At 32.6% G+C, this 23151-nt stretch carries 17 protein-coding genes and 7 pseudogenes; 13 read left to right on the top strand and 11 right to left on the bottom strand.

Features of this window, described 5'->3' with window-relative positions; all coding sequences use genetic code 11:
* From AC1DS7_RS27415 to AC1DS7_RS27395, 5 genes and pseudogenes are all read right to left on the bottom strand, one after another.
* Positions 1 to 181, bottom strand: a pseudogene (locus AC1DS7_RS27415) (IS6 family transposase); the annotation flags it as partial.
* Positions 182 to 416: 235 nt separating this feature from the next.
* Positions 417 to 1754, bottom strand: a complete 1338-nt coding sequence (locus AC1DS7_RS27410; RefSeq protein WP_012259871.1) for an FAD-binding oxidoreductase — start codon at positions 1752 to 1754, stop codon at positions 417 to 419.
* A 611-nt stretch (positions 1755 to 2365) separates the two neighbouring features.
* Entirely contained in the window at positions 2366 to 3454 is a 1089-nt protein-coding gene (locus AC1DS7_RS27405) for a saccharopine dehydrogenase NADP-binding domain-containing protein (protein ID WP_012259870.1), read from the bottom strand.
* Between the two features lie 120 nt (positions 3455 to 3574).
* Positions 3575 to 3886, bottom strand: a complete 312-nt coding sequence (locus tag AC1DS7_RS27400) for an ArsR/SmtB family transcription factor (protein WP_000995769.1) — start codon at positions 3884 to 3886, stop codon at positions 3575 to 3577.
* Positions 3887 to 4001: 115 nt separating this feature from the next.
* Positions 4002 to 4145 carry a hypothetical protein gene (locus tag AC1DS7_RS27395; RefSeq protein ID WP_476999340.1) on the bottom strand — a complete coding sequence of 48 codons (144 nt, stop codon included), beginning with the start codon at positions 4143 to 4145 and terminating at the stop codon, positions 4002 to 4004.
* A gap of 493 nt (positions 4146 to 4638) precedes the next feature.
* Here AC1DS7_RS27395 and AC1DS7_RS27390 point away from each other — a divergent pair, with 493 nt between their 5' ends.
* On the top strand, positions 4639 to 5397 hold the full coding sequence (locus AC1DS7_RS27390) for a DUF975 family protein (protein WP_002144058.1): 759 nt from the start codon (positions 4639 to 4641) through the stop codon (positions 5395 to 5397).
* 402 nt (positions 5398 to 5799) lie between these two features.
* Positions 5800 to 6027: a hypothetical protein gene (locus AC1DS7_RS27385; RefSeq protein WP_012259869.1), complete on the top strand. Its 228-nt coding sequence runs from the start codon at positions 5800 to 5802 to the stop codon at positions 6025 to 6027.
* A gap of 425 nt (positions 6028 to 6452) precedes the next feature.
* Here AC1DS7_RS27385 and AC1DS7_RS27380 read toward each other — a convergent pair whose 3' ends face one another.
* The 3 genes from AC1DS7_RS27380 to AC1DS7_RS27370 form a co-directional block, all read right to left on the bottom strand.
* A complete protein-coding gene (locus tag AC1DS7_RS27380) occupies positions 6453 to 6581 on the bottom strand; it encodes a hypothetical protein (protein ID WP_265324914.1) in 129 nt (42 codons plus the stop codon).
* Between the two features lie 76 nt (positions 6582 to 6657).
* Positions 6658 to 6852, bottom strand: a complete 195-nt coding sequence (locus AC1DS7_RS27375) for a hypothetical protein (protein ID WP_002144060.1) — start codon at positions 6850 to 6852, stop codon at positions 6658 to 6660.
* A 422-nt stretch (positions 6853 to 7274) separates the two neighbouring features.
* The gene (locus tag AC1DS7_RS27370; protein WP_002144061.1) at positions 7275 to 8276 is read right to left on the bottom strand and encodes a helix-turn-helix domain-containing protein; all 1002 of its coding nucleotides are present in this window, start codon (positions 8274 to 8276) and stop codon (positions 7275 to 7277) included.
* Between the two features lie 403 nt (positions 8277 to 8679).
* Between AC1DS7_RS27370 and AC1DS7_RS27365 the strand changes: the two genes are divergently transcribed.
* Together AC1DS7_RS27365 and AC1DS7_RS27360 are read left to right on the top strand one after the other, a co-directional pair.
* Positions 8680 to 9852: a tyrosine-type recombinase/integrase gene (locus AC1DS7_RS27365; protein ID WP_476999339.1), complete on the top strand. Its 1173-nt coding sequence runs from the start codon at positions 8680 to 8682 to the stop codon at positions 9850 to 9852.
* Positions 9853 to 10006: 154 nt separating this feature from the next.
* Positions 10007 to 10102: pseudogene (locus tag AC1DS7_RS27360) on the top strand (small, acid-soluble spore protein, alpha/beta type); the annotation flags it as partial.
* Between the two features lie 696 nt (positions 10103 to 10798).
* On the opposite strand, the pseudogene AC1DS7_RS27355 reads toward AC1DS7_RS27360, so the two are convergent.
* Together AC1DS7_RS27355 and AC1DS7_RS27350 are read right to left on the bottom strand one after the other, a co-directional pair.
* Positions 10799 to 11122: pseudogene (locus tag AC1DS7_RS27355) on the bottom strand (prealbumin-like fold domain-containing protein).
* A complete protein-coding gene (locus AC1DS7_RS27350) occupies positions 11077 to 11298 on the bottom strand; it encodes a hypothetical protein (protein WP_328069586.1) in 222 nt (73 codons plus the stop codon). The pseudogene AC1DS7_RS27355 and the gene AC1DS7_RS27350 overlap by 46 nt, the downstream one beginning before the upstream one ends.
* 370 nt (positions 11299 to 11668) lie before the next feature.
* On the opposite strand from AC1DS7_RS27350, the gene AC1DS7_RS27345 reads away from it, so the two are divergent.
* From AC1DS7_RS27345 to nheC, 5 genes and pseudogenes are all read left to right on the top strand, one after another.
* A complete protein-coding gene (locus AC1DS7_RS27345) occupies positions 11669 to 12898 on the top strand; it encodes a helix-turn-helix domain-containing protein (protein WP_476999338.1) in 1230 nt (409 codons plus the stop codon).
* Positions 12899 to 13028: 130 nt separating this feature from the next.
* Positions 13029 to 13423: pseudogene (locus tag AC1DS7_RS27340) on the top strand (DDE-type integrase/transposase/recombinase); the annotation flags it as partial.
* 772 nt (positions 13424 to 14195) lie between these two features.
* Positions 14196 to 15365: a non-hemolytic enterotoxin subunit A gene (gene nheA, locus AC1DS7_RS27335; RefSeq protein WP_002203998.1), complete on the top strand. Its 1170-nt coding sequence runs from the start codon at positions 14196 to 14198 to the stop codon at positions 15363 to 15365.
* A 50-nt stretch (positions 15366 to 15415) separates the two neighbouring features.
* The gene (gene nheB / locus AC1DS7_RS27330; RefSeq protein WP_476999337.1) at positions 15416 to 16570 is read left to right on the top strand and encodes a non-hemolytic enterotoxin subunit B; all 1155 of its coding nucleotides are present in this window, start codon (positions 15416 to 15418) and stop codon (positions 16568 to 16570) included.
* A gap of 273 nt (positions 16571 to 16843) precedes the next feature.
* The gene (gene nheC / locus AC1DS7_RS27325; RefSeq protein WP_476999336.1) at positions 16844 to 18001 is read left to right on the top strand and encodes a non-hemolytic enterotoxin subunit C; all 1158 of its coding nucleotides are present in this window, start codon (positions 16844 to 16846) and stop codon (positions 17999 to 18001) included.
* Between the two features lie 144 nt (positions 18002 to 18145).
* Here nheC and AC1DS7_RS27320 read toward each other — a convergent pair.
* Positions 18146 to 18283: pseudogene (locus tag AC1DS7_RS27320) on the bottom strand (IS256 family transposase); the annotation flags it as partial.
* Positions 18284 to 18727: 444 nt separating this feature from the next.
* Here AC1DS7_RS27320 and AC1DS7_RS27315 point away from each other — a divergent pair.
* The 4 genes and pseudogenes from AC1DS7_RS27315 to tnpB all read left to right on the top strand — a co-directional run bounded on the left by AC1DS7_RS27315 (position 18728) and on the right by tnpB (position 23072).
* Positions 18728 to 19324 carry a TetR/AcrR family transcriptional regulator gene (locus AC1DS7_RS27315; RefSeq protein ID WP_476999335.1) on the top strand — a complete coding sequence of 199 codons (597 nt, stop codon included), beginning with the start codon at positions 18728 to 18730 and terminating at the stop codon, positions 19322 to 19324.
* A gap of 62 nt (positions 19325 to 19386) precedes the next feature.
* Entirely contained in the window at positions 19387 to 20529 is a 1143-nt protein-coding gene (locus AC1DS7_RS27310) for an MFS transporter (protein ID WP_262449910.1), read from the top strand.
* A gap of 756 nt (positions 20530 to 21285) precedes the next feature.
* Positions 21286 to 21570: pseudogene (locus AC1DS7_RS27305) on the top strand (hypothetical protein); the annotation flags it as partial.
* Positions 21571 to 21954: 384 nt separating this feature from the next.
* Positions 21955 to 23072: pseudogene (gene tnpB, locus AC1DS7_RS27300) on the top strand (IS200/IS605 family element RNA-guided endonuclease TnpB).
* The last annotated feature ends 79 nt before the right edge of the window (positions 23073 to 23151 follow it).

Here is a 23151-nt window from a genome sequence, read left to right as displayed (position 1 = left end):
ATTCAGGACCGTACTGATGAACCCAACGCATAATCGTTGTATGAGAAATGGATAAGCCCCGTTCCTCCATCATTTCCACTAAATCACGAAAACTGAGGTTGTACCGTAGGTACCATCTTACCGTTAACAAAATAATATCAGGCTGATAATGTTTCCATTTGAATAAATTTTCCTTTTCCATACCAATCACGCACCTTCTTTAGATTAGTAGTATCAGTATGTCCAAGATTTGTAGATTTATTGCAATTGTCCTGAAGTTTTTGCACCAGAACCCACGCTAATAAGCTGTCCATATGGACAGCTTATTTACATAATTATCGTTATCAGTAATAAAAGAGGATCTTTGATACAGAAGATCCTTTTTTATTTTTCAATACGCAGAGGTCTTATTTTGTTTTACAAAACGAAGAAACGATTTAACAAAATGGTGGGATACTCTGTGGATGATGAAATACATTTTCGGGATCATATTTTGTTTTTACTTTTTGAAGTCTTTTAAAGTTTGATCTCCAATAGGCGTTTCCAAAATGTTTGATACTTTCGTCTGGAACGTTAACATATGAACCAACTGTATATGGTTTTAACAGCTTACGCACCTTTTCGACTGATGCAAGACTACTAGCTTCTTCTGATGGATCAACCCAAGTAGCATTCCATTCCGTGTAAAACAGTGGAGTGCGCCAATAGAAGGCTGTTTCGTCTTTCGGTACGTTTCTAATGGCACCTCCCCAATTTTGAAAATAGAATTCGGATTCTGTTCCTGGTGCTTTTTCTAAAAATTGTTTCATGACCGCAATTGGTTTTTCCGTCCAAAGGTTGTTACTCCAAGATGAAGAGAATTTAAAATTTTGATCTGCAAAGGGTGGTTCCGGAGGATCGAGGAAATCGATACACTCTGGATATGAAAGTGTTTTTATAACTATTTCTGTTGGTGTACCAGCACATAGTAAAGGTGCTAAAATTTGTTTCAACTCAGAAGTGGAACCCAAGAAAAGTCCAGTTGCATGACACAGTCCATTTACTTTGCTGAGAATCTCAAGTATGCACCCTAATCGTTCGTCTACAAACGGCATCAAATTTTGCCAAGCTTTAAATACCGTTTCCAATTGCTCCCATGGCCAAACAATATTAAAGACCGTCGCGGTTTTGGGGGCGGGATGAACTTTAAACGTGTATTCGGTATTATATCCAAAGGTACCGCCACCGCCGCCTCTAGAGGCCCAAAATAAGTCCTCATTGTGAGATGAATTTGCGCGATGAATTTTTCCTTTTGCATCCACCATCTCTAGTTCGAGGAGGTTATCGGATATTAAACCAATTGACCGTGAGAGTACTCCAAATCCGCCGCCAGTTGTAATTCCACCAATCCCAACGGTTGGACTATCTCCAAACACCGCCATGAAACCTTCTTGGGCTAATTTTTTTACAAGAGGGCCCACGCGAATTCCCGGTTGAACGGTAGCAATTCCTTTTTTCTTATCTAAGTGAACTTTATTCATATCGCTCGTATCAATAACAAGTCCACCCTTTACAACGGAGAACTCCTTATCTAGAGCATGGCGGCCACTTCTGACACGCAGTGGTACACAATTCTTACGAGCCCATTTAATGGCATTACTTACATCGCATGCATTTTGCGCAAAAACAAAGACAAGAGGAAAGACATTAACATAAGGGTTCCAATTCTTAATTGCTTCTTTATAGCCGGGGTCCCCTTTGAAGATTACTCGTCCTGTTAACTTTGTTGATCCCATATATTCAACTCCTAATAAATATTTTTGTAGATTATATATTGTATGTAGTATTCAGCTTGCGGAGTGGACAAATCGTATCCTAAAAGATGATTGGTTTTCCTAATGAAAGGGGGGGGATTGGTATATTAGGTTATTCAAAAAGGTACCTATTGTTCAGGTTTATTTAAAAACTTTAGGTATGACTGGTGGAATATGTAGCGATGAATCATAGAATGTGTTTTATTGTATGCGATATACAATATCAGTTAACATAACGCATTATTATCGGTAGCAAAGAAAAAGGGGAATCCTTACTCTCAGAAGGAATCCCCTTTTTTATTTTCTATAACGTTATTCATCTTTTTATACATTCCTATCCTGGCAGGGGTTTTAGGGTTCTCGTTTGTTACTGGATTAGCCGAAAAACTGTATAAAATCTTGCATACTCTTAACGTGGTTTTTTTCCAAAATGCTGGCGGTATCCCATGCCCATCAATTTAAGAATTTTATAACACCGCAGAACGAGAGAATGTACATTTTTACATGAAGATGCACATTCTCTCGTTTTGGAGATATTTATATTTCTTAGCTTGATAGCCATATGTGTACTACCACGAATAGAACGATACCTTTTATATATTTTCTTTCGTAATATTAACCCCATATTCCCTATAAAAATCTAAAATTGCAGATGCATTCACACCCAAATCTAATAAATTTTCCGGAAAGTAAATTTTAGAATCTGGAACCACAATATCAGATGGTTGTAAAATGTTCTCTGCTTGGACAGCTGCTCCTAAAGCAGTAAGGTGTGTCTGTCCTAACGGATCTGATATGTTCACACATCGTCTATGCAATACACCAGTTGCATCATAACCTTTAAGGTGAATAACTATGTTATGTGCACTTCCCCTTCCGGGTTTATAGAGAATATTTTTCCGAAAATTGGTAAATTTTTCTCCGCTAATCATTTTCCAAATCCCTGTATTCACCAGAGAAACCAGTCCATATGTAGATATTTTACTATCAAAAGCAATACGAAAGTTAGCCGAAACAGCATGAATTGATTCTGGCAGGGTTACGTGATCAGGTGTATCCAAACGATAACATTTGGTTATATAACCGTTGGGAAAGCGGATTTTGATTGGATTAGTCATTGGATAAGCTTGTTGCATTCCCTCTCGAGCTTTGACTTCAAACGGAATAGTTAACCGGTCCATATATGCTGTTGAATTTGGTCCTGCTTTGTCTTGAAGAGAATATAGTGCGTTGATATCAACCGTAACCTCTTGAAGATCTTTTGAATAAATTTTAGAAAAAAGGGCTGCAGTCCCCCCCATCCACCCTGAAGCTAATACAACAGGGGATTGGACCTCAATATTTTTTAATCGTTCAATAGAACTCTTAAATCGTTCAGTCCAACGAGTAATGTCAACCAATGGAATTTTTTTTCGAACTGCAGATAGAAGTAGTCTATCTTGAGGGTCATTAACCGCATTAACAACTAATGTGAAATTATCATCCAAATTTCTTAAAGGATCATCTGTTGTGTTGTCTACCTTGACTATTTTTACTCTCTCTGATTCAAAAGGTAACGCTTTCCCTAAGGTTCTTCCTCCTAATCTAATTTCCAAATCAGGATGTCGATCATGTAAAATTCGAGCAATTTGACTACCAACAACTCCATACCCACCAACAATTAATACTGTTTTCTTATTCATCTGAAACCTCCATTTAAATTAGTGTGAGATTATAAGTTTAAATGATTAAAAACTTAAACTTTTCAACATAATATTGCTAAAAAAAGGGACAAAAGGTGTCCCTAAACTATAAATGAGTACCTAATTCTTACATTCATCTTCAACTAAAGAAACAAGTTCTTTTAAAAGATTTATTGTTTCATTAAATTCAAGACAATAATACATTTCAGTGCCTTTTTTCTGAACTTGAAGTAACCCAGATTGTTTCAATATTTTCAAATGATGAGATACAGTAGGTCTTGACATGGGAATATGCTCCGCAATTTGCGTCACATTCAAGCTATCTTTATCAATTAAAAGTGATACAATTTGCTGACGAGTTGGATCTCCCAACCCTTGAAAACATGGTCTTAAATTTTCTAAAATATGCATTACTTTATCATTACAGTTCATTTCGCTAACATTACCTTCCGTTTAAGAATTTAATCAGTTAAACGTATTATAAATTACATTACTATCTAATGCAATAAAGAAGTTGCACCAACTTTAAGTATAAATATAGAAAGTTTCATAAACAGCCACTTTTGATTTTCCAGATTTGTAAGAATATCGGTTCTTTTTTCTGTAACAATTGCAAAATAATTCCAGCTACAACCAGGACAAACCCACGAAATTCACGAAGCCTATATCGAATTGTATCAAAAGCTTCCAACTCAAGTGATCCTGCTTCGCCTGTTTATCCTCCTACAGAAAAACGGGCGAAAGTTTCACTGTTATGAGAAAAAGACATTCTTTAATATTTTAGATGTTGTCTATAATTGTACTGTGTGTCACAAAAAAACAGCATAACAATAAATAAAATGACCTAACTTCTCATAAGTGACTGTTATAGTGATATAAAATTTTCGTTATGGGGGTAATTTAAAACATTAACTTGATAGCGATGTGGCGGTACCCCTACATGAAAATAAGTAAAAAAGTGGAGAATTATTTGTCTAAATATATAGAATTTTTAACAAAAATTCATAATTATGTTATATAATGATGTTAACAAACCATATTTTAGGCATTACCCCCGATTGTGTAGAATAAATGATTTTTTGATGAGCTAAAGTATTTGGCTAATAGAACTTGTAGCGGGGCCTGCTACAAGTTCTTTTATTTTTTCAGTAAAGGAAAATAAGAAAAAAGGAGTGAATACTAGTATGACAAGAAATTTAAAGAAAGCAGCACTTAATTCGTTAGATGGTAAATGGGGGGGAGGTATAGGAGGATCAGCGTTAAACTATTTTGTACCTACTCTTAGTGCATCAGCAATCGCGACATTCATGTATTTAATAGTTGGCCTGTTTATTGGGTTAATTGGTTTGGATGTAATCTTTGTTTATTCAATTAGTGGGCAACCCCAAGTAGACCCTACTGCACTAGTTTTACTTATTCTAAGTTATATTTTTTTAGGACTTATTTGTTTCTTAATTTACAGTTCCATACAAGGCATCTTTAATTATGGATATTCTGCTTTCACCTTACATTTAGGGAAAAATGAAGACGCTAAAGTGGACGATGTATTTCTAGGGTTTAAGAAAAGCAATTTGTTTAGATCAATAAAATTGGGACTGTTGCAAGCTATTTTTCTTTTTTTATGGAGTCTCTTATTAATTGTTCCAGGTATTATTAAATATTTTTCTTATTCCATGTCGTATTACATATTAGTAGAGAATCCTGATTATACAGCAAGTGAAGCATTGAGGGAAAGTAAAAGAATAATGAAAGGACAAAAGCTAAAGTTATTTGTTCTTTGGTTATCATTTATTGGTTGGTTTTTATTAGCCGTATTTATAGGAATGTTTACATTTAATCTATCATTTATTTTCATTTCTCCTTATTACAACACAACTGTCTCACATTTTTACTTAGATTTAATTAAAAAACAGGATGCTGGAGAAGCGAAGGTAAGTATATAAATAGGAAGAAAGTATGTATAAGGTGAAATATATACTTTCTTGATAGTGGATATGCGATTAAGCATATCCACTTTTTAATATTATATTAAAAGACTTAAGCTGCTGGATATATCATGTTTATTATGATTTGAGCAAGGATACCGCAAACGTGTTGCAAGTTAGAGTGAATAGGGTAAGGATATCACAAACGTGTTGCAAGTTGGATAAATTAGGGGTAGCACCACATGCCCATCAAGCTAAGATTTTGAAGTACCCCCATAACGAAAATTTTATGCATCGTTGACTACTGATAATGATAGGTTATGTAAACTTAACATGAATACCTTATGCAATCAAAATACCTTTCATCATCTATATTCTTGATGTGTTACAATCTGGATAAAAGGTAGAGGGAGATAGACAATGGAAGAAATCATTAAAGAGATTGTTTCGCCAAGCAAAAGATACAAAGTCCAAGTTATCAAACGAAATGATGGTTTTTTCAGTACAGAAGTTTTTGCGTGGTTTGAGGATTACGGATATGAGTATTGGGCTCCAATTAAACAGGGGTTATCGTTAATTGATACAGAAAAACATGCCATAGCCATAGCAATGGAAGACTTAAAAGTGTATTCAGGTGAGAATGATTAGTGGGTGTGGACTACACTCCTCTCCGAACAGAGGAGCGGGTTGTTGTATTTAAATAAAAGGTTTATAGGAACTAAATTTTTAGAAAGAAGGAATTACAAATAATTAAGATATGCTCTAATTGTGGATCTAAAGAGATTGGACAAGGTTCATTAGATGCACAGGCATGTTTAAGACCGATTAATACAGGTAAACACTCTGGTCAGTTTTCAAGAGTTATTGCTGATGTTTGTACAGAGGGCGGTACCATTTTATCTATGAAAGTAGAACACTCAGAGTATTTTAAAACGAATAGATAACAACTTTAGCTAACGCCAATTATGTGAATAAAAAGTCCCTTCAGATTAATCTGAAGGGACTTTTTATAGATTTTTAAATATATAGACTACTGATAAGTGTTGTTATGTTAATTAACACCACTCCTTATTTTATAATGTGAAGTTTGCAATGAAATAGCCAAATTCATAACCTATTTTTACTACTCCGGACCCTAATATTATATATAGAGAACATTTAATAAATGGATTTTCTTTTAAGAAGTTTTGTAGATTATTCAAGTTGAATCCTCCATGTTAATTTTATTAGCTTGATAGCGATACCCCAAATAGACTTAAATCTATTTTATCTTTATATTTAGTTTTTAATTTGTTTCATTAATGCTTTAGCTGCTACAAGTAACATGAAACTGTTGAGGACTAAACCTCCTAAATTTACATAAAAGAGATTTGATTTTGTAAAATTGTATATACCGGTTAATACAAAACCGGAAAAGATAAATGAGGCTATTATAAGGGATACTGTTTTTTGCTTATTTGAGTATGAATTCATTTTTACTCCTCCTTAAGATTACTTATTTAATTTATGAGGTGATAATTGAAAAAAAACTAATGCGTTAATTTTTTCTATATAATGGATACCAGTAATTATATAGAAAAAAATCAATATATTCAATCGTACTTATATAATAGTAAATGGAGGACTAAGATATTTTGGTTTTTTACTTGTAGGGGTACCGCCCCATCGCTATCAAGCTAATAAAAAGAAATACCCTCAATTAGAGTAATAGTATCAGTATGTCCAAGTTTTAGAGATTACTTGCAATTATCTTGAAGTTTTCGCACTAGAACCCATTTGTGCACACTGTAGTGCTTTAAAGATAGAACATCTAAATTTCCTTATATAGATAATTAATGCTTAGAAGAGAATCAAGTATAAATTGAGCGATTTAAAAAAGCGTAGAAAATTAAATTCTACGCTTTTTCTAAATTTGTTATATAAAATTTTACAGCTTGCAATAAGAATTCTTCCTGTCCCATACCAGCATCCGCGGCCATTTGAACTACTTTTTGTTTAAATTCATGATCCGCATGAAAAGTTAATGGCTCTACATTACTTTTAAAATAAATCCCTTCTACATGTGGAAGTATCGTGCCGGATTTCATATGAGAATGTAAGTATTTAATCTCTTCTTGAAATTGCAATGGATCAACTTGTAATACGAAAGGTTTAATTTCTAATTTAATAGTATCAGATGAAATACTCAATCGCATATTTGTGACACCTAGCTCTTTATAAAATAAATTTATTAGATTATAAATGATGGAATTAAATAGCTGAGGTTTTTTTAATGAAAAAGATAAATACCCTCGTTTTGTAATTACAGCTTGTTTATGGAAAGGTTCAAAGGAGTAATCATGTTCCTTATAAGTGGATAGAGGGAAAATTTCTTCGTCTTCTGTAAGAATCTTGCCGTCTGCTCCATTGATCTCTATTACTCTAGCTGTTTTTCCGGTATGTTGATGTGTTAATAATTGATATAAATATATATCTTCTTCTTGAATCTTAGTAATGAATGTTTTTCGCTCTTTTGATGTAGTTTTTTCATAAGTAAGTTGAAAAGTTTCAAGGTCATCTTTATCAATGATATATACTTCTTTTCCACGTTTTTCAATCTTTGAAGCAGGTAATTTACCAGATTTGATATATGTAAAAACTGTAGATGTTGCTACATTGAGAATTTCAGCTGCTTCTTTTGTGCTATAACCCTCAACCTCTTCAATATTTTTTATACGTTCAATATCCTCTAAATAGAAAATCTTACTACCGAATTGCTTCCAATTATCTTTATATACACATTCTATTAATCCATCTTTTTCTTTTTGTAAAATTGTTTGTACCGTTACTCCTAATAAGCCGGCTGCCTCTTTTGTCGTTACAGTAGGTTTTGTAATGAACAATAAATCTTGTGTCATGTAAGGACACCTCCATAACTATTGTTTGCTAGTATTTTAGATATGTATATATCATATCAGAATATGAGTTAAATTTAAAATAAGAAATAGAATTTATTAAAGTTCTTATACATTTTTATAGTTTAAAAATATTTGTAGTTTATTTTATATTTTAATGGGTTTTTATAGTTAATTTAATTATAAAAGCAATTTTAATATAAAGTAGTTAATCGTTAAACGATATCTATTTACTAATAATTTATAAAAAAATATAAGTATAGTTTAATGGAGAAGAATATAGTATTCTTACAGAAAGAATATGATTTTTCATTTGTATAATTGATAGAAGTGAAATAAAATGATAAGTATAGCTAATAAAAAGAATTGTATTCATAATCTTCAATAGGAGAGGTGAATTTGAAGTATGGATAATGAAAGTGGAAGAGAAAACTTACCTATTATAAATAATCAAAGTGAATATATAGATACATATGTAGAGAATATAAGAGATATCGTTCCATTCCTGCATAACAATCGTTATGTAGATAAAGTGCAAGAGAAGATGGAGGTTGCAGAAAAAGAGGGGAAGAGTAAATATACGTATTTAAGTGACATGGAAGTCATTTATCATTTCGTACATTTACAAAAAGATATGGATGAGAAGAAGAATAGAAAAGAGGATACGAAAAAGAGTTATGTGTCTGAAATTTTGTCATTTTGTCAGTGCATGGTGCAGCATGCAGAAGAGTTTGAATTAAATGGGGAAGAGGTACAGCAAAATACTTCTTTATTAAAAACATTACAACCTTGGCATATTCGTAAATATAACTCCTGGTTGAAACAAGTAGAGAACGGTAGGAATGGGGACACATATGCAGTTGCAACACTTGCCAAGAAAACAGTGCTCATTCGTTCTTTTTTAAAACACCTTCATGTATTTGCTTATATCGAAAAACCCCTTCATGAAGAACTGCAGCGCGCAAATGTAAATGAACAGGATCGGCCAAATCGGGACCTATCTTATGATGAAGTTATGAAAATCTTAGGGTTTTATAAAGAAAGAGGGCATTTAGTAAACTATACCATTTTACTAGCTCTGGCAAGTACCGGTGCAAGAATTCAAGAAATATGCACAACAAGAGTCAAAGATTTACACTATGACGGAAAGTACTGGTTAAAAGTCACAGGCAAAGGGGATAAAGTGCGTGAACTTTTCATTTCGGAACATTTGTATCAGTGTATTTGTGAAATGAGACGAAGAAGAGGGTTCCAAACTGTATTGGATCGAGGAGATGAAAGTCCTTTATTTGTAAATCAAAGAGGGAACTTTTATAATTCAAAAACGTTATCGAATCAGGTAACAGATATGATAAAAAAAACAAATTTAGAGTTTCTGCAGTATCGTGAGAATCCAGTAACGGCGCATACATTCCGTCATGCATTTGCAATCATGGCAGTTGAACAAGGAAATGCTGATTTGTATCATTTAATGCAAACGCTGGGGCATGAAAACATTCAAACGACAAAGATTTATTTAGAAAAGCACATGAAACGAAAGAATAATGTGGGTACCTCATTTGCAGATCTGTTAGTGTGAATTTACATAATTAGATAAGGTTTTATTCGTGCTGAAAATAAATAAATAGGCTGATGATAATGCAATGATATTTAAATTTCACCTGTAATTAAATGTATTTGAGTAGATAAGTTTAGAGATGGTTAGTGATTTAGGGGGACACTTGGCTTAGATATCAGCACGTGAAAATAATTCTGTAGGTGGAGAAATTACAAAACGCTTAATTCGAATGGCTGAAGAACAATTATCTGGTCAATATAGATTACACTAAGTTAAAGAGGTAATAAAAAAGCATTACATAAAAACGGGTTATTTTTACCTTTTGTTTACATTAAATTCAAAAAAATAATCATGAATCCAAAAATCGACCTCTCAGATTCCTTTATAATCTTTTTGATTGGTTAAGGTAATACCATAGATATTGATTGAAAATGAATCCCATACGAGAGGTAAGAGGATGGTTAAACGTTTAATTGTTTTCGTTCATAATTTTAAGTGCATTATACATAAGCCAATTTTATATAATACAATTTCATTTATAGGTAATTTGATTATTAATAAAAAATGAAGTTGAAAATTTAAATGTTCATAAATTTACAAAAATAAAGTGGCATATAAAGAATGCCTAATACAAAATGGATTTAAAGCAATAATTCCTAAGTGACATTTCTTTTGTTATAGAATAAACAAATCCAGGTATTGCAGTAACTACTGTTTTGAGGTCAATTTACTGTGCACTAAGTGTCTAATGTCTACTTTTACTTTGGCTTTATATTGCAGCACCTCTTAATTAGAGGTGCTGTTTTTTGTTAATTAACAATCATTGTACTCAGAAAATTAATAATATGTTATGCGATGCGGTAATAAAGCTAGGTAGCATAGAGACTGTTAATACAAAGATTAACAACATATTAAAAATCTTTTAAATATGTCTTGTCTCCTTTGCTATTTCTATAAATTTTGAAATCTATTCATTTCTTCCTCTTTTGCGGAAAAATAAAACTAATGTTGCGACCATTAATATAGTGCCAATTAGATAAAAATAGTTGGCACTATACCGCCAGTATTCTGAATATTCCATTCGTTTTTTTGTGTTTTCTACTTTTATGTTTTGTAATGATGATAAGAACTCTACCTCAAATGGATCTCTAAATAACACATATCCATTTGGTGCTTGAATTTCTTCCGCTGTGTATTTTCCGAATCATAGTGGTTCAGAAGTAGCCTTACCATTTTCATCTGTTGTTAATTTCTCAACCTCTTTACCATCTTTTTCTGAAATTTGGAACACAGCATTTTTACATTTGAATCAGCAGCATCCACTTTTTCAATCTTATTTTGTTCAAGTGATTGAATTGAAATTTTGGCTGTTGGTTCTTGCAGTGGTACAGTATCTCCTGTGACTCTCGCTGTATTTTGAATCTCTTTTCCAGCTTGGCCCTCGCATAGAATACCACTGTATGCCACTCTGCATTTGTATTTTGTAGGTTCTTCACTGTTTTCTCGTATTCTATAATTGGATCTTGTAGAATCAAGAAACTACCTTCGCTCATTTCAGTGTCGTTTAGAAAATTACAAGAAAAAGATCTATTTCTTTCCACTCAGATAAAGTGTCTTTTACCTTTTTTCTATCTGCTTCGATATTTAGATGTTAATTACAAATAAATAATATAGGATTTTCATAAAAAAAATATAGTAATATTTTGTCGTGAATTGTACTATTTTGATATTTTATAGTATTATTTGTCGTGAGTTATACCTGACGGAAAATAATTTATGAATCTACAAAGGGATAATATGAAAATTTATCATTTAATCTAATTAAAAGGAGAATTTAATGAATAATTCCATCGATATACAACACTTGTGTGATCTCGCACATAAAGCCTTTAATGTACCTGTTCACATTTTATCTACAGACAAAAAAATCTTATATCATTCTACTTCTGATGATGTTTGTAGTCCTTTTTATTCCTCTAAAGATGAACATCTTAGTGACATTTATCAAGAAAATGATCCCAATAACTTGCCACTTTTCAGATGTAACAGTTATCTTGAAAATTTCGTCCTAATTCATATAGCAAATCATGATTATATAAAAGGGACTATTATAATCGGTCCCACTATACATCCAAAGGGCTCAGATGATATAACCTTTCAACTTCGGAAAGAATTTAACTTAAATAATAATATTCAAGAAAGACTAGCCTATTATCAGTGCCTACCTGAGATAAAAAAAACTACTTTAATTGATATGGGAGTTTTATTACATTACATGATTTTCAATGAAAAGTTAGATGTAGATATTGTTTTAGAAAAAAATAAAGTGCTAGAGGAAGTTCCCTATAAAATTGTGAAACCTGATCTATATATTTTAAAACGCCAACAAAATAAACCTAAAACTCACAACATGGCATTAGTACATAATTATTTTTCAGCAATCAAAGAAGGAGATAAAAAGAAGTTATTGCAATATATGTATGCAGTTTCGCAAGAAGATGTTGAATTAATTTTAACAGCGGATCCACTCAGAAACCAAAAAAATCATGGGATTATTGCGATTACTTTAGCTACTCGATATGCGATAGAAGGTAACCTCCCACCAGACATTGCTTTTGCTCTTAGTATTTTGTATATCCAAACCATGGAACAATTAGATAATGTGGACTCTGTAAGGCGATTGTCAGGAGACGCTTTACGTACTTTTGCAGATCGGGTCAAAGAATTCAATGCGCAAAAGTTTTCAAATGCTGTTACTACATGCATGAATCATATTAATAAAAATGTTTACGATGGAATATCCCTCAATGAACTCGCTAATCATTTGGATATTACCCCTACTTATTTATCTAAATTATTTAAAAAAGAAGTGGGGATTCCTTTAAGTGATTATATTCAAAGGGTACGAGTGGAAGAAGCAAAAAAATTATTAACACTCACTACATATCCATTATCAGATATTTGTGCTTGGCTTAATTTTAACGACCAAAGTTATTTTACAAGGGTTTTCAAAAAATCAACTAACATGACTCCTAGACAGTATCGTGAAAAATATACTGTAATATAAGCTTGGTATCTGTTTCTGGTGCAAAAACTTTACTATACGTGTAAGTAATCTCTAAAACTTGGACAGAATGATCCTAGTACTCTAGAAAGGGTACGTGATTGATCTGGAAAAGGAATGTGTATTCAAATAGATACATTATCAGCCTGATATTATTTTGTTAACGGTACGACATCAGTTGTCGTGATTTGGGAGAATGATGGAGAAACAGGGTTTATCCATTTCTCATACAACGAATATGCGTTGAGATCATCAGTATGATTCTGAATTGGACAAATGAATCTGATTTCACCTCAAACCAATGGCTCTTGAAGAGTCCATGAAATATATATCAAAGTAAAAGGGGAATGAATATCTTTATATCGTGGTTTTGATTCGAAAGGGAACACAATTGATTTTTTTCTAAGCAAAACAAGAAACCAGAAGGCTGCAAAGCGCTTTTCAAGAAAGCTTTGCGGCCTTTTCATGTTTCAAAACTTCTTGTTATAACGGATCGATAAGAATCCATTTTATTATCTTCATGTTAAGTATTGAGGTGGTTGGAATGAATTGTATTTCAGGGGTCTTTTATAACCATATAAAGATTTTTTGAATAATATGGTAAATTAAAGAGCGTGATAAATTAAGTATTTGCTAATAGTAATATTGGGGATTATTCCATAAAACTTAATAATATAACATAAATTACTTGATATATCTACATTTTATGCAATTATGCATACCTAAATAACGGTAAAAAAGTATAAGTAATACCATTAAATTATTCTATAATTATTTTTCTAAAATAAACACTACTCCCCTCTAACTTAATATAGTTATTTTTAATTAGATATATTAAGTTATAATCATTATAATTACTACAATAGAATACATCATTAATTTTATTGTAGTATAATATCCTCTCAATCATATTAAGTATGTAACAATAAAATTATCGAATACATAAGATAAAATTCTACTATTTACGACAAAATTTTACTATATACGCATCGGAAATTTAATGTTTTAATAAATAGCATAACTGGTACGACCACTAAGAAAGGAGCAAATTACACTAAATAGGAGTGTAGTAAAGTTGCAAGTAACATTATGTTGAGATTAAAAATCTTAATATTCAGTTAATCACAAAGGGTTTAGACTCTCAAAAATTATCACATTTGTAAAAAAAGTGTTTTAAGTTTCTACATAGCAAAAGTGATTTTATTTCGCAATAAAAGTATAAGCAATGTACAGTATAATATCATTTTTCTAATCCTGTAGGAATTTTACCGACAAACACCAATTAATAGGAGGAATTACCATGAAAAAAACGTTAGTCGCAGGGTTATTAGTTACAGCAGTATCGACAAGTTGCTTCTTACCTGTAAATACTTTTGCAGAAAGTAAAACAACTTATTCACAACTAACAAGTAGTCAAAATCAAGTTGCTATGAATAGATTATCAGATTCGATTAAGACATTAGGATCACAGACGCCATTAATTCAAGGATATGGGCTAATCATATTAAAGCAACCGAACCTTGAAGTAACTGCTATACCTGGAATAACAACTGATCAAGGTACTGCAAGAAACCATGTTCAAGACTGGCTGGATACATATAATCCAAAACTATTCAATGTAAATCAAGACATGCAGGATTTTGGGACAAGATTTACAAATTATTATGATATATTGGTTGAACTAGCTGAAAAAATGAATGACGATTCGCAAGCAAAAGAAGACTTTGTAAGTACTTTTAATGCACTTCAAGATCAAATGCAAGCAATTCAGTATGATATGAAAGGAGATTCAGTAGACTTAAACAATTATAAAAATGAATTGGTTGAAGATAGTAAGAGTTTTTCTAGTAAAGTTAGCAGAGCGATTGAAGGTTATAAGAGTTCAGGCGGAGAAATTGAAAAATCAAGAACGGAAATTAGACAACTTGAGGAAAACATTCAAGATGATTATACAAAACTTCTAGCTCTACCAAAAGAAAATGTAAAAGGTTCTATAAATATTGGAAAGTCGGTTATTGATATTTGGATAGACGCAGGTAAGGATCATACTTTAGACACGTCTAACTTGGAAGTGATTTATAACCAAGTTGGACAAGTCCAAAATGATGAAGTAACAAAACTGAATAATGATGCTCGTCAGAAGCAACAACAAAAAATTCTATTGCTACAAAAATTATCAAAAATTGAAGTGCAAGCAACTCAAATGACACTTATTGATCTACAGTTAAATAACTTTACAAGAGTAGTTAAAAAGCAAATTGAGAGTTTTGACAAGCTAGTAAGTAGTTGGGACATCTTTAATGACACAATGATTCAAATGAAGAGAAGTCTTAGTACTGATGCGAAAATAGATTCTAATGCATTACAAGCACAATTAAAAGAACTCAAAACGTTTACGGATGAATTGAATAAACAAACAACGGAATATGAAAATAGTGTTACAAACATAAAAGTAACAGAGGCAAAATAGTAGAATGAAGAAAAAATCTCAATAATATAATATAAGGAGATATAAAAATTATGAAAAAACCTTATAAAGTAATGGCTTTATCTACATTAATTGCAACAATCGCAGCGGGTAGCATTACGCCATCATATGCCTCGGCAGCGGAAAATACAACAAAACCAGCACCTATTTATGCAGATGCAGAAAATAACTACCCTGAGTATTCACTTGGACCAGAAGGGCTTAAAGATGCGCTAGAGAAAACTGGATCCAATATGTTGGTAATGGACCTGTATGCTTTAACTATTGTTAAACAAGCAAATGTTAATTTTGATGGTTTAACTGTAATTAACAATGATTTACAAAAAAGCATTAAGGACAACCACGATGCTTCTAAAACAAATGCAAAACAATGGTTAGATGGTTTGAAACCGCAAATAATCCAGACGAATCAAAATATTATCAATTATAATACACAATTTCAAAATTATTATGATGTTTTGGTAGAAGCTGCAAATAATAATGACAAAGAAACGCTAAAAGCTGTGCTTACAAGTTTAGATGAAAGTATTTCAGAGAATAAAGGTGCAGTGGACAGGTTAGTGCAAGATTTGAAAGTCTTTCGCGGCAAATTAGAACTGGATACACAAAATTTAAAAACTGATACTAACAAAATCACAGATATTTTATCTGGTCAAGACGCTGGAATTCCATTGATGCAGAAACAAATCGAAGCAAATCAAACATTAATTGATGAGAATAATAAAGTTTATATTGCATCGTCGGTTGCAACTGCTCTCGGTGCATACTTAACTRCTACAATTATCTTTGCGCCTATTGGTGCAGGTGCATTAGGCGGCGGGATATACGGAGTTACTACATCGCAGCAGCAGATAAAGACAGCACAAGATGAGATTATAAACCTATCAAAAAACATTTCAACTGCGCAACAACAGGTAGGTAAGTTAACGCTCTTGAAAAATAATACTAATAATTTAACAGCAACAATTGATGCAGCTATTACTGCTCTTGAAAATGTAAAGAATCAGTGGCAGACAATGGGGGCAAAATATAAATCATTGAATGACAATGTTGACAGAATTAACCCAGACAAGCTTACTTTATTAAAAGCAGATCTGAATATAGCTAAACGTAGCTGGGAACAGGTTAACAAGTATGCTGAAAACATTCAAAATAATGAGATTAAATTCGTAGAAGAGAAAAAATAGTATTACTTCAAGAAATTTCCGAAGTAATGAAAAATATAATATACTGATTTTCCCTTTTGAAGAACACATAATATGAGTCTCCTGTTCAAGTTTGAGCAGGAGATTTCCTATATAGTTATGAAACTTGATAAAGATTATAAAATAAGAAAGTATGAAAACCTCTATTTTAATATGTTATTTTATTTGCAATAATCGTAATTCATTTGAAGTAAAGAATAGAAGCTTATGGATTTAATAAAATACGTGATATATTTGAGAGAATAGGTGAAAAAGGTGAATAAAAAATTGTATAAGAAATTTATTTTATCAACGATCATTACTGGAATAGCAGCGAGTAATGTAATCCCACTTCATACTTTTGCAGCAGAACAAACTGTGCAAAATAGTGTGTCCCAACAGCAAGAAGATAGTAAGAGCTATTCTCTTGGTCCTGATAAATATAAAGAAGTAATGGAGAAAATGGGTGCAAGTATCCTTACAATTGATTCATATGCTCTAACAATCATTAATCAACAACTGACAGATTTAAGTAAAATAAGTTCTATAAATGGTGATTTACAAGCAAACATGATTCAGCATCAAAATGATGCGCAAACGAATGCAATATATTGGTTTGATGATCTAAAGCCTCATATGATGAAAACGAATCAGAATATTGTAAGTTATAATGATACCTTTCAAGCGAGTTATAATCAATTACTAGCTGCTTTGGATCAAAAAGATACAGTGACATTTAAAAATGAACTGGAGAAATTATATAATAATATTTTGAAAGATAGTCAAGAAGTGGATGGACTACTAGAAAAGTTGAAAACATTCCGAAATAAAATGGCCGAAGATACAAGAAGTTTTAAAGCTGATTCAAATCAATTGATCTCTATTTTAGAAAGTACGAACGCCGGTATTCCACTTCTACAACAACAAATCAATAATTATAATAATACAATTAAAGAAAACTATGATAAACGTGGTGGCTATATAGCTTTATCTGTATTTATGCCCCCAGTTGGTATACCATTGATTGTCACTGCTGACAAGAATATCGCATCTGCACAGCAAGAAATAGAACAATTGAAGTCCAGAATTTCTGGAGCAGAGGCAGAATTAGTTATTTTGACAGATGCCAAAAATAAAACGGAACATATGACTGCAACAATTGATACAGCTATTGATGCGCTACAAAATATATCGAATCAGTGGCATACAATAGGATCAAAATATAACTCATTGCTCAAAAATGTTGAAAAAATTAATCCAGACAGGATTGCTTTATTAAAAATAGATCTGAAGATAGCGAAGGATAGCTGGCAGGACCTTAAAAATTATGCAGATAAATTATATGAAGGTGCTAAGGTCATACAAAACGGACCGATTGTACAAATAGGACAACCAATTGAAGGGACTGTACAAAAAGGACAGGATTGCTCCTGAATACATGTAAATAATATTAAGAACATACAACCTTGTATTTGTTGGTAAGGTTGTATGTTTCTTTTATAGAGATGTACTACTTCAGGTACCGTCAATATTTTTGTGTAAATAAAGAATTCCTTTTCTTGCAGAGGGGAGGGTTCTTTATTTTTTATCTTCAAACATAGCTGTTAGTTCTGATTGAGCTTGATCGAAACCTAAGTGACAACGAGTTGTGAAACGCTGATTGTATGTTTCGCATTGTGAAACAAGGAATCTTTCTACCGATTCTTCATTAGGAAATATAGGATTCTTTAAACCACCTTATATACTGCTTAATATCTAATGTGTATCCCTTAATTGTATTTATGCTTTTTCTTTCCTGTTCCAGATAAAAAGAAAATCTTTCTACTACATTCACTGTCTCCCCCTGTTCTGTAAGTTGTGTTGTGTTATAATCGAAGATTCATATTAGATGACGCATGTTTAATTTAAAATTTTCATAAAAGTGTAGCTTTGTAAAATGGATTGATCATTTATAACAAAGTTTGATAATTAATAATAAAGATTGATAAAATTGTTAATTCAAATAAGACTTGTATTTGAATAAGGGAGCTATTTTTAATTATTCGTAATCTAACATAATCAAATTTTATTTTAAAGTAACAATAAAACAAAAATATTGACCGTACGGTACAAAAAAGAGTATTCTACTAATGTTATCTTTAAAATGAGAGGAGAATAAGGTTGAGTAATCGTGGCAGACCCAGAGAGTTTAATTATTCCTCAATTGTAGATGTTGCAATGAAAACATTTTGGTTAAGAGGGTATGAGGGGTGTTCTACACAAGATTTATGCAGTGATACAGGACTTGGAAAAGGAAGTTTATACAATACTTTCGGTAGTAAACATGAACTGTATAAACAAGTATTAGAACGCTACCATGAAATTGGGATTAGGGAACAAAAGAAATTGTTAGATACGCCAATTCCAGTTAAAGAACGATTAAGTAATTTTTTTGAATGGGCATTGAAAGAAGACTTTGAGAACATTGATCAAAAAGGATGTTTATTGATTAATGCCAGTGTAGAACGTGCTAAAAACGATTTAATGGTACAAGAAATTTTCTCAAAGCATGTTGAGCTTCTTAAACAAGCTATTGAAACAGTGATGGAGGAAGGATTGCAAACAGGTGAAATTTCAAAGAAGAAATCAGCGGAGGAATTAGCTAGTCTGCTTTTAAGCAGTTATTACGGATTCCGTGTTCTTAATGTATCGATGCAAAATCGGATGTTAGCTGAACAAGTTATCAAAGGAACAATGGAGTCTATTTTTGGCGCTTAGTGCGCTCTTTTTTTGCACTATTTTTGTACCAATCATTACAATAATGGATAAGGAGTGTTTTTATGCCATCGATTATTTATTTATTAGCTTTAGCAATCTTTTGTATGACTACATCAGAATTTATGGTTGCAGGTATGATGAACGAACTTGCTCTTGCATTTCAGGTTTCTGTATCGTCTATTGGGTATTTAATTACAGCTTATGCAGGAGCAATGGTGGTAGGAGGCCCCATTTTAACTGCAATTCTCTTACGAATGCGCAGCAAACAAGCATTATTGTTTTTAATGTTTGTATTTTTAATTGGTCAATCGCTCGGAGCTATTGCTTGGAACTATGATATTATGATGATTTCACGTATTATAACTGGTATCGCTTCAGCTTCAGCTTTTGGAGTTGCGATTTCCTTTTCTGCAACATTGGTTCACTCTGATTCAAGGGGTAAAGCAGCGTCGATTGTACTTGCAGGTTTAATGTTCGCAACTGTATTAGGTTTACCTATAACAACCGTTATTTCGCAATATTATGGCTGGCGTATTAGCTTTGGGGCTGTTTCTGTTCTTGTTCTAGTATCAGGAATTATGATCCAATGGTTGTTACCATCATCTTCAAATAAAGAGCAATTAAATTGGAAAGACGAACTTCTGCGATTTAAGAATATTCATCTTTGGGCAGCGTACGTGACAAGTATGTTCATTATTGGTGGTACGTTTGCAGCATTTAGTTATTTTACTCCTATATTTACAAATGTCACAGGCTTTTCAAGTGCAAGTATTCCATATTTACTTGCTCTCTATGGTAGCGCGACGGTAGTTGGGAATATAGTGATTGGCAAGTTTGCTGATAAATATACAATGAAAATACTGGTGAGCGGATTGATTATATTAATAGTAGCATTGTCTTTATTTGCTTTAAGTGCAGAGAATAAATACATTGCGGTTATTTCTACGATTTTAATTGGTTTAACTGGTGTAGCATTGAATCCGGCTATGGTTGCGAGAGTAATGAAAACAGCTAGTAATGGAACAATGATAAATACCGTTCATAGTTCTTTTATTACGCTAGGTATTGTTATTGGTTCCTCACTAGGTGGTCTTGGAATCAGTAAAGGATATGGTTTTGTATCTCCGCTATGGATTGGAGCTTGTTTAGCTATCCTTGGGGTAATTTCATTATTACCATATTTACATAAGAGAAAGACAGATTAAGTGGTTTAAAGTTTCTTTACATCTTTATTCCTTTTTCGCTAAATTTAATTTTTGATTATGCATAGCTTTTGCTAGGTATCTAGTCGACAATCCGTTAGCTATATTATCCTTAGGGGTATCGCCACATCGCCATCAACTTAAGAAATTCTTTGTTCTCCAAAACGAAAAAAATGAGATAAACTCTTATAATTAACTAACTGTAGAGAAGTGAATTTTTTTGTTTAAAGGTACTTCAAAATCTTAACTTGATGAGCATGGGTGCTCCCCCTATATTAAGGTTACAAAAGGTTACAGATGAAACTCAGCGATTTACTTTTCAAAAGCTTGGTGTTTTAATGTGAGTATAAGGTCCCCTTATCCTTTGAAGTGCTTACATGAAATGACGTAGAATATATATTCTGCGTCATTTTTCAGTGTGATTAATAGGGATCACTATATCATTCTTGGAAAATTGTACGCTAAGGACTATAAATTCTTACTATAACAGCGTTCTTAGAGAAGGATTATATGTTCAGAAAGATTAAAACAGCCGATCAACGGAACATTGAATTATTTACACGCTTTATGAACATGATTATAGCTAGAAAAGGTTGAAATTATTGAGTTTTTATCCTCTGTTTATAAACATAAGATTTTCTGAACAAATGTCTCTTAGCGTACAGCAAAAAGGTAATTTGTTTCTAAACGTACAAAAGATTACTGGTAAGGTAGTTTAATGGATACGATTTCTCATGTAGAAAAGATAGGTCTTCCTTACATTGGTTGCAGGGATTCGAATATTATAATAAGGTTCCTGTTGCATATTCTCTAGGGAATTTCTTGTTTCCTGATTATGTGAAAAATCATAGTGCAGAAACAGGAGTGTTAACAATGAAATTTAAAGGGGAAAATGAACAAATGTCATTTAATCCGTACATCATTCGTAATAATCAAATCACTCCTACCCAAGGACAGGAGAAACAAAATATGCTACAGTATTTACAATCTATTTCTAATGATGTCCAAATTGAGCAGGATGGAAAGATTATAAACATGAGGTAAGTAGCTATTATCAAGCTGTAAAGTGAAAATAAAGTTATTTAATTTTAAAACTTCAAATACTTTAACCCCGTTTTAAATTTAGAACGGGGTTAAAGTATAGTTGTTTAATTTTTGATGTAGGATACTTCAATGTAGGGACCAGTACCAGCGTTGCTGTAACCAGTTTCCTATGCGTTAAGGAGCCGGTTATTTATTTTATCATTTTAGCCAAGAAGACTCCTTCCTCAAGGAACGCGAAGTGAGTAGGTGGGAGATGAATTGGCTTCGGACAAGAGATGGCAGGAAGCCATCTTAATTGTTCGACATACATAAACTGTTACTTCACTATCTATCGAATGTATGTTTGTTGTATAATAGACACATGCCGAAATGGAGGTGAAATGAATGATGATTAATAAAGCATATAAATTTCGTATCTATCCAAATAAAACACAAGCAACCCTAATTAATAAAACGATTGGCTGTTCTCGTTTTGTATTCAATCATTTCCTATCTCTATGGGATAACGCATACAAAGAGACAGGGAAAGGTTTGACATATGGTACATGCTCTGCCAAACTTCCTGCCATGAAGAAAGAGTTTGTTTGGCTCAAAGAAGTGGATAGTATTGCGATTCAGTCGTCTGTTCGCARCCTTGCGGATGCTTATACACGCTTTTTCAAAAAACAAACTAGTGCCCCGCGTTTCAAATCTAAGAAAAACAACGTACAATCTTACACCACAAAACAAATGAAAACATTKCCATTGTAGGAAAAAAGATAAAGTTGCCGAAACTAGGTCTTGTTCGATTTGCCAAGAGTCGCGAAGTAAAGGGACGTATTGTAAATGCTACAGTTAGACGGAACCCTTCTGGCAGATACTTTGTGTCATTGTTAGTTGAAACAGAAGTGCAAGAACTTCCAAAAACACAATCTTACATCGGAATGGATGTGGGACTAAAAGATTTCGCCATTTTGTCAGATGGAACAACCTATAAAAATCCGAAGTTTTTTCGGTCATTAGAAGAGAAGTTGGCGAAAGCGCAGCGTGTTCTTTCTAGAAGAATAAAAGGATCTTCTCGCTGGAATAAACAGCGAGTAAAAGTAGCTAGAATTCATGAATACATGACGAATGCTAGAAAAGATTACTTGGACAAAGTCTCAACTGAAATCATCAAAAACCACGATGTTATCGGTATAGAGGATTTGCAAGTATCGAATATGTTAAAGAATCATAAGTTAGCAAAAGCCATTAGTGARGTATCATGGTCGCAATTTCGATCCATGTTAGAATACAAAGCAAAATGGTATGGCAAACAAGTCATTGTCGTATCGAAAACATTTGCTTCCAGCCAATTATGTTCTTGTTGTGGATATCAAAACAAAGACGTTAAAAATCTAAACCTACGTAAATGGGACTGCCCTTCTTGTCGTACACACCATGATAGGGATATTAACGCAAGTATYAATCTAAAGAATGAAGCGATAAGGCTTCTAACCACAAGGACTGTGGAGCTAGCCTAATCAATTAGAGTTCGTTAGAACTCTTTACTTAGGAATCCCTCACTTCTAAACAAACGAAGTGAAAGTGGGGGTAGTTCAA

The sequence above is a fragment of the Bacillus sp. P4_E1 genome (assembly GCF_056401715.1).
This window is presented reverse-complemented; position numbering and strand designations above follow the sequence as displayed.

Excerpts from the sequence above, each read along its gene's own strand:
- AC1DS7_RS27410 (WP_012259871.1), bottom strand. The coding sequence starts at position 1,754 with ATGGGATCAACAAAGTTAACAGGACGAGTAATCTTCAAAGGGGACCCC.
- AC1DS7_RS27365 (WP_476999339.1), top strand. The coding sequence starts at position 8,680 with ATGGATAATGAAAGTGGAAGAGAAAACTTACCTATTATAAATAATCAA.
- AC1DS7_RS27400 (WP_000995769.1), bottom strand. The coding sequence starts at position 3,886 with ATGAACTGTAATGATAAAGTAATGCATATTTTAGAAAATTTAAGACCA.
- AC1DS7_RS27405 (WP_012259870.1), bottom strand. The coding sequence starts at position 3,454 with ATGAATAAGAAAACAGTATTAATTGTTGGTGGGTATGGAGTTGTTGGT.
- nheA (WP_002203998.1), top strand. The coding sequence starts at position 14,196 with ATGAAAAAAACGTTAGTCGCAGGGTTATTAGTTACAGCAGTATCGACA.
- AC1DS7_RS27345 (WP_476999338.1), top strand. The coding sequence starts at position 11,669 with ATGAATAATTCCATCGATATACAACACTTGTGTGATCTCGCACATAAA.
- AC1DS7_RS27370 (WP_002144061.1), bottom strand. The coding sequence starts at position 8,276 with ATGACACAAGATTTATTGTTCATTACAAAACCTACTGTAACGACAAAA.
- AC1DS7_RS27385 (WP_012259869.1), top strand. The coding sequence starts at position 5,800 with ATGGAAGAAATCATTAAAGAGATTGTTTCGCCAAGCAAAAGATACAAA.
- AC1DS7_RS27375 (WP_002144060.1), bottom strand. The coding sequence starts at position 6,852 with ATGAATTCATACTCAAATAAGCAAAAAACAGTATCCCTTATAATAGCC.
- AC1DS7_RS27310 (WP_262449910.1), top strand. The coding sequence starts at position 19,387 with ATGCCATCGATTATTTATTTATTAGCTTTAGCAATCTTTTGTATGACT.
- AC1DS7_RS27390 (WP_002144058.1), top strand. The coding sequence starts at position 4,639 with ATGACAAGAAATTTAAAGAAAGCAGCACTTAATTCGTTAGATGGTAAA.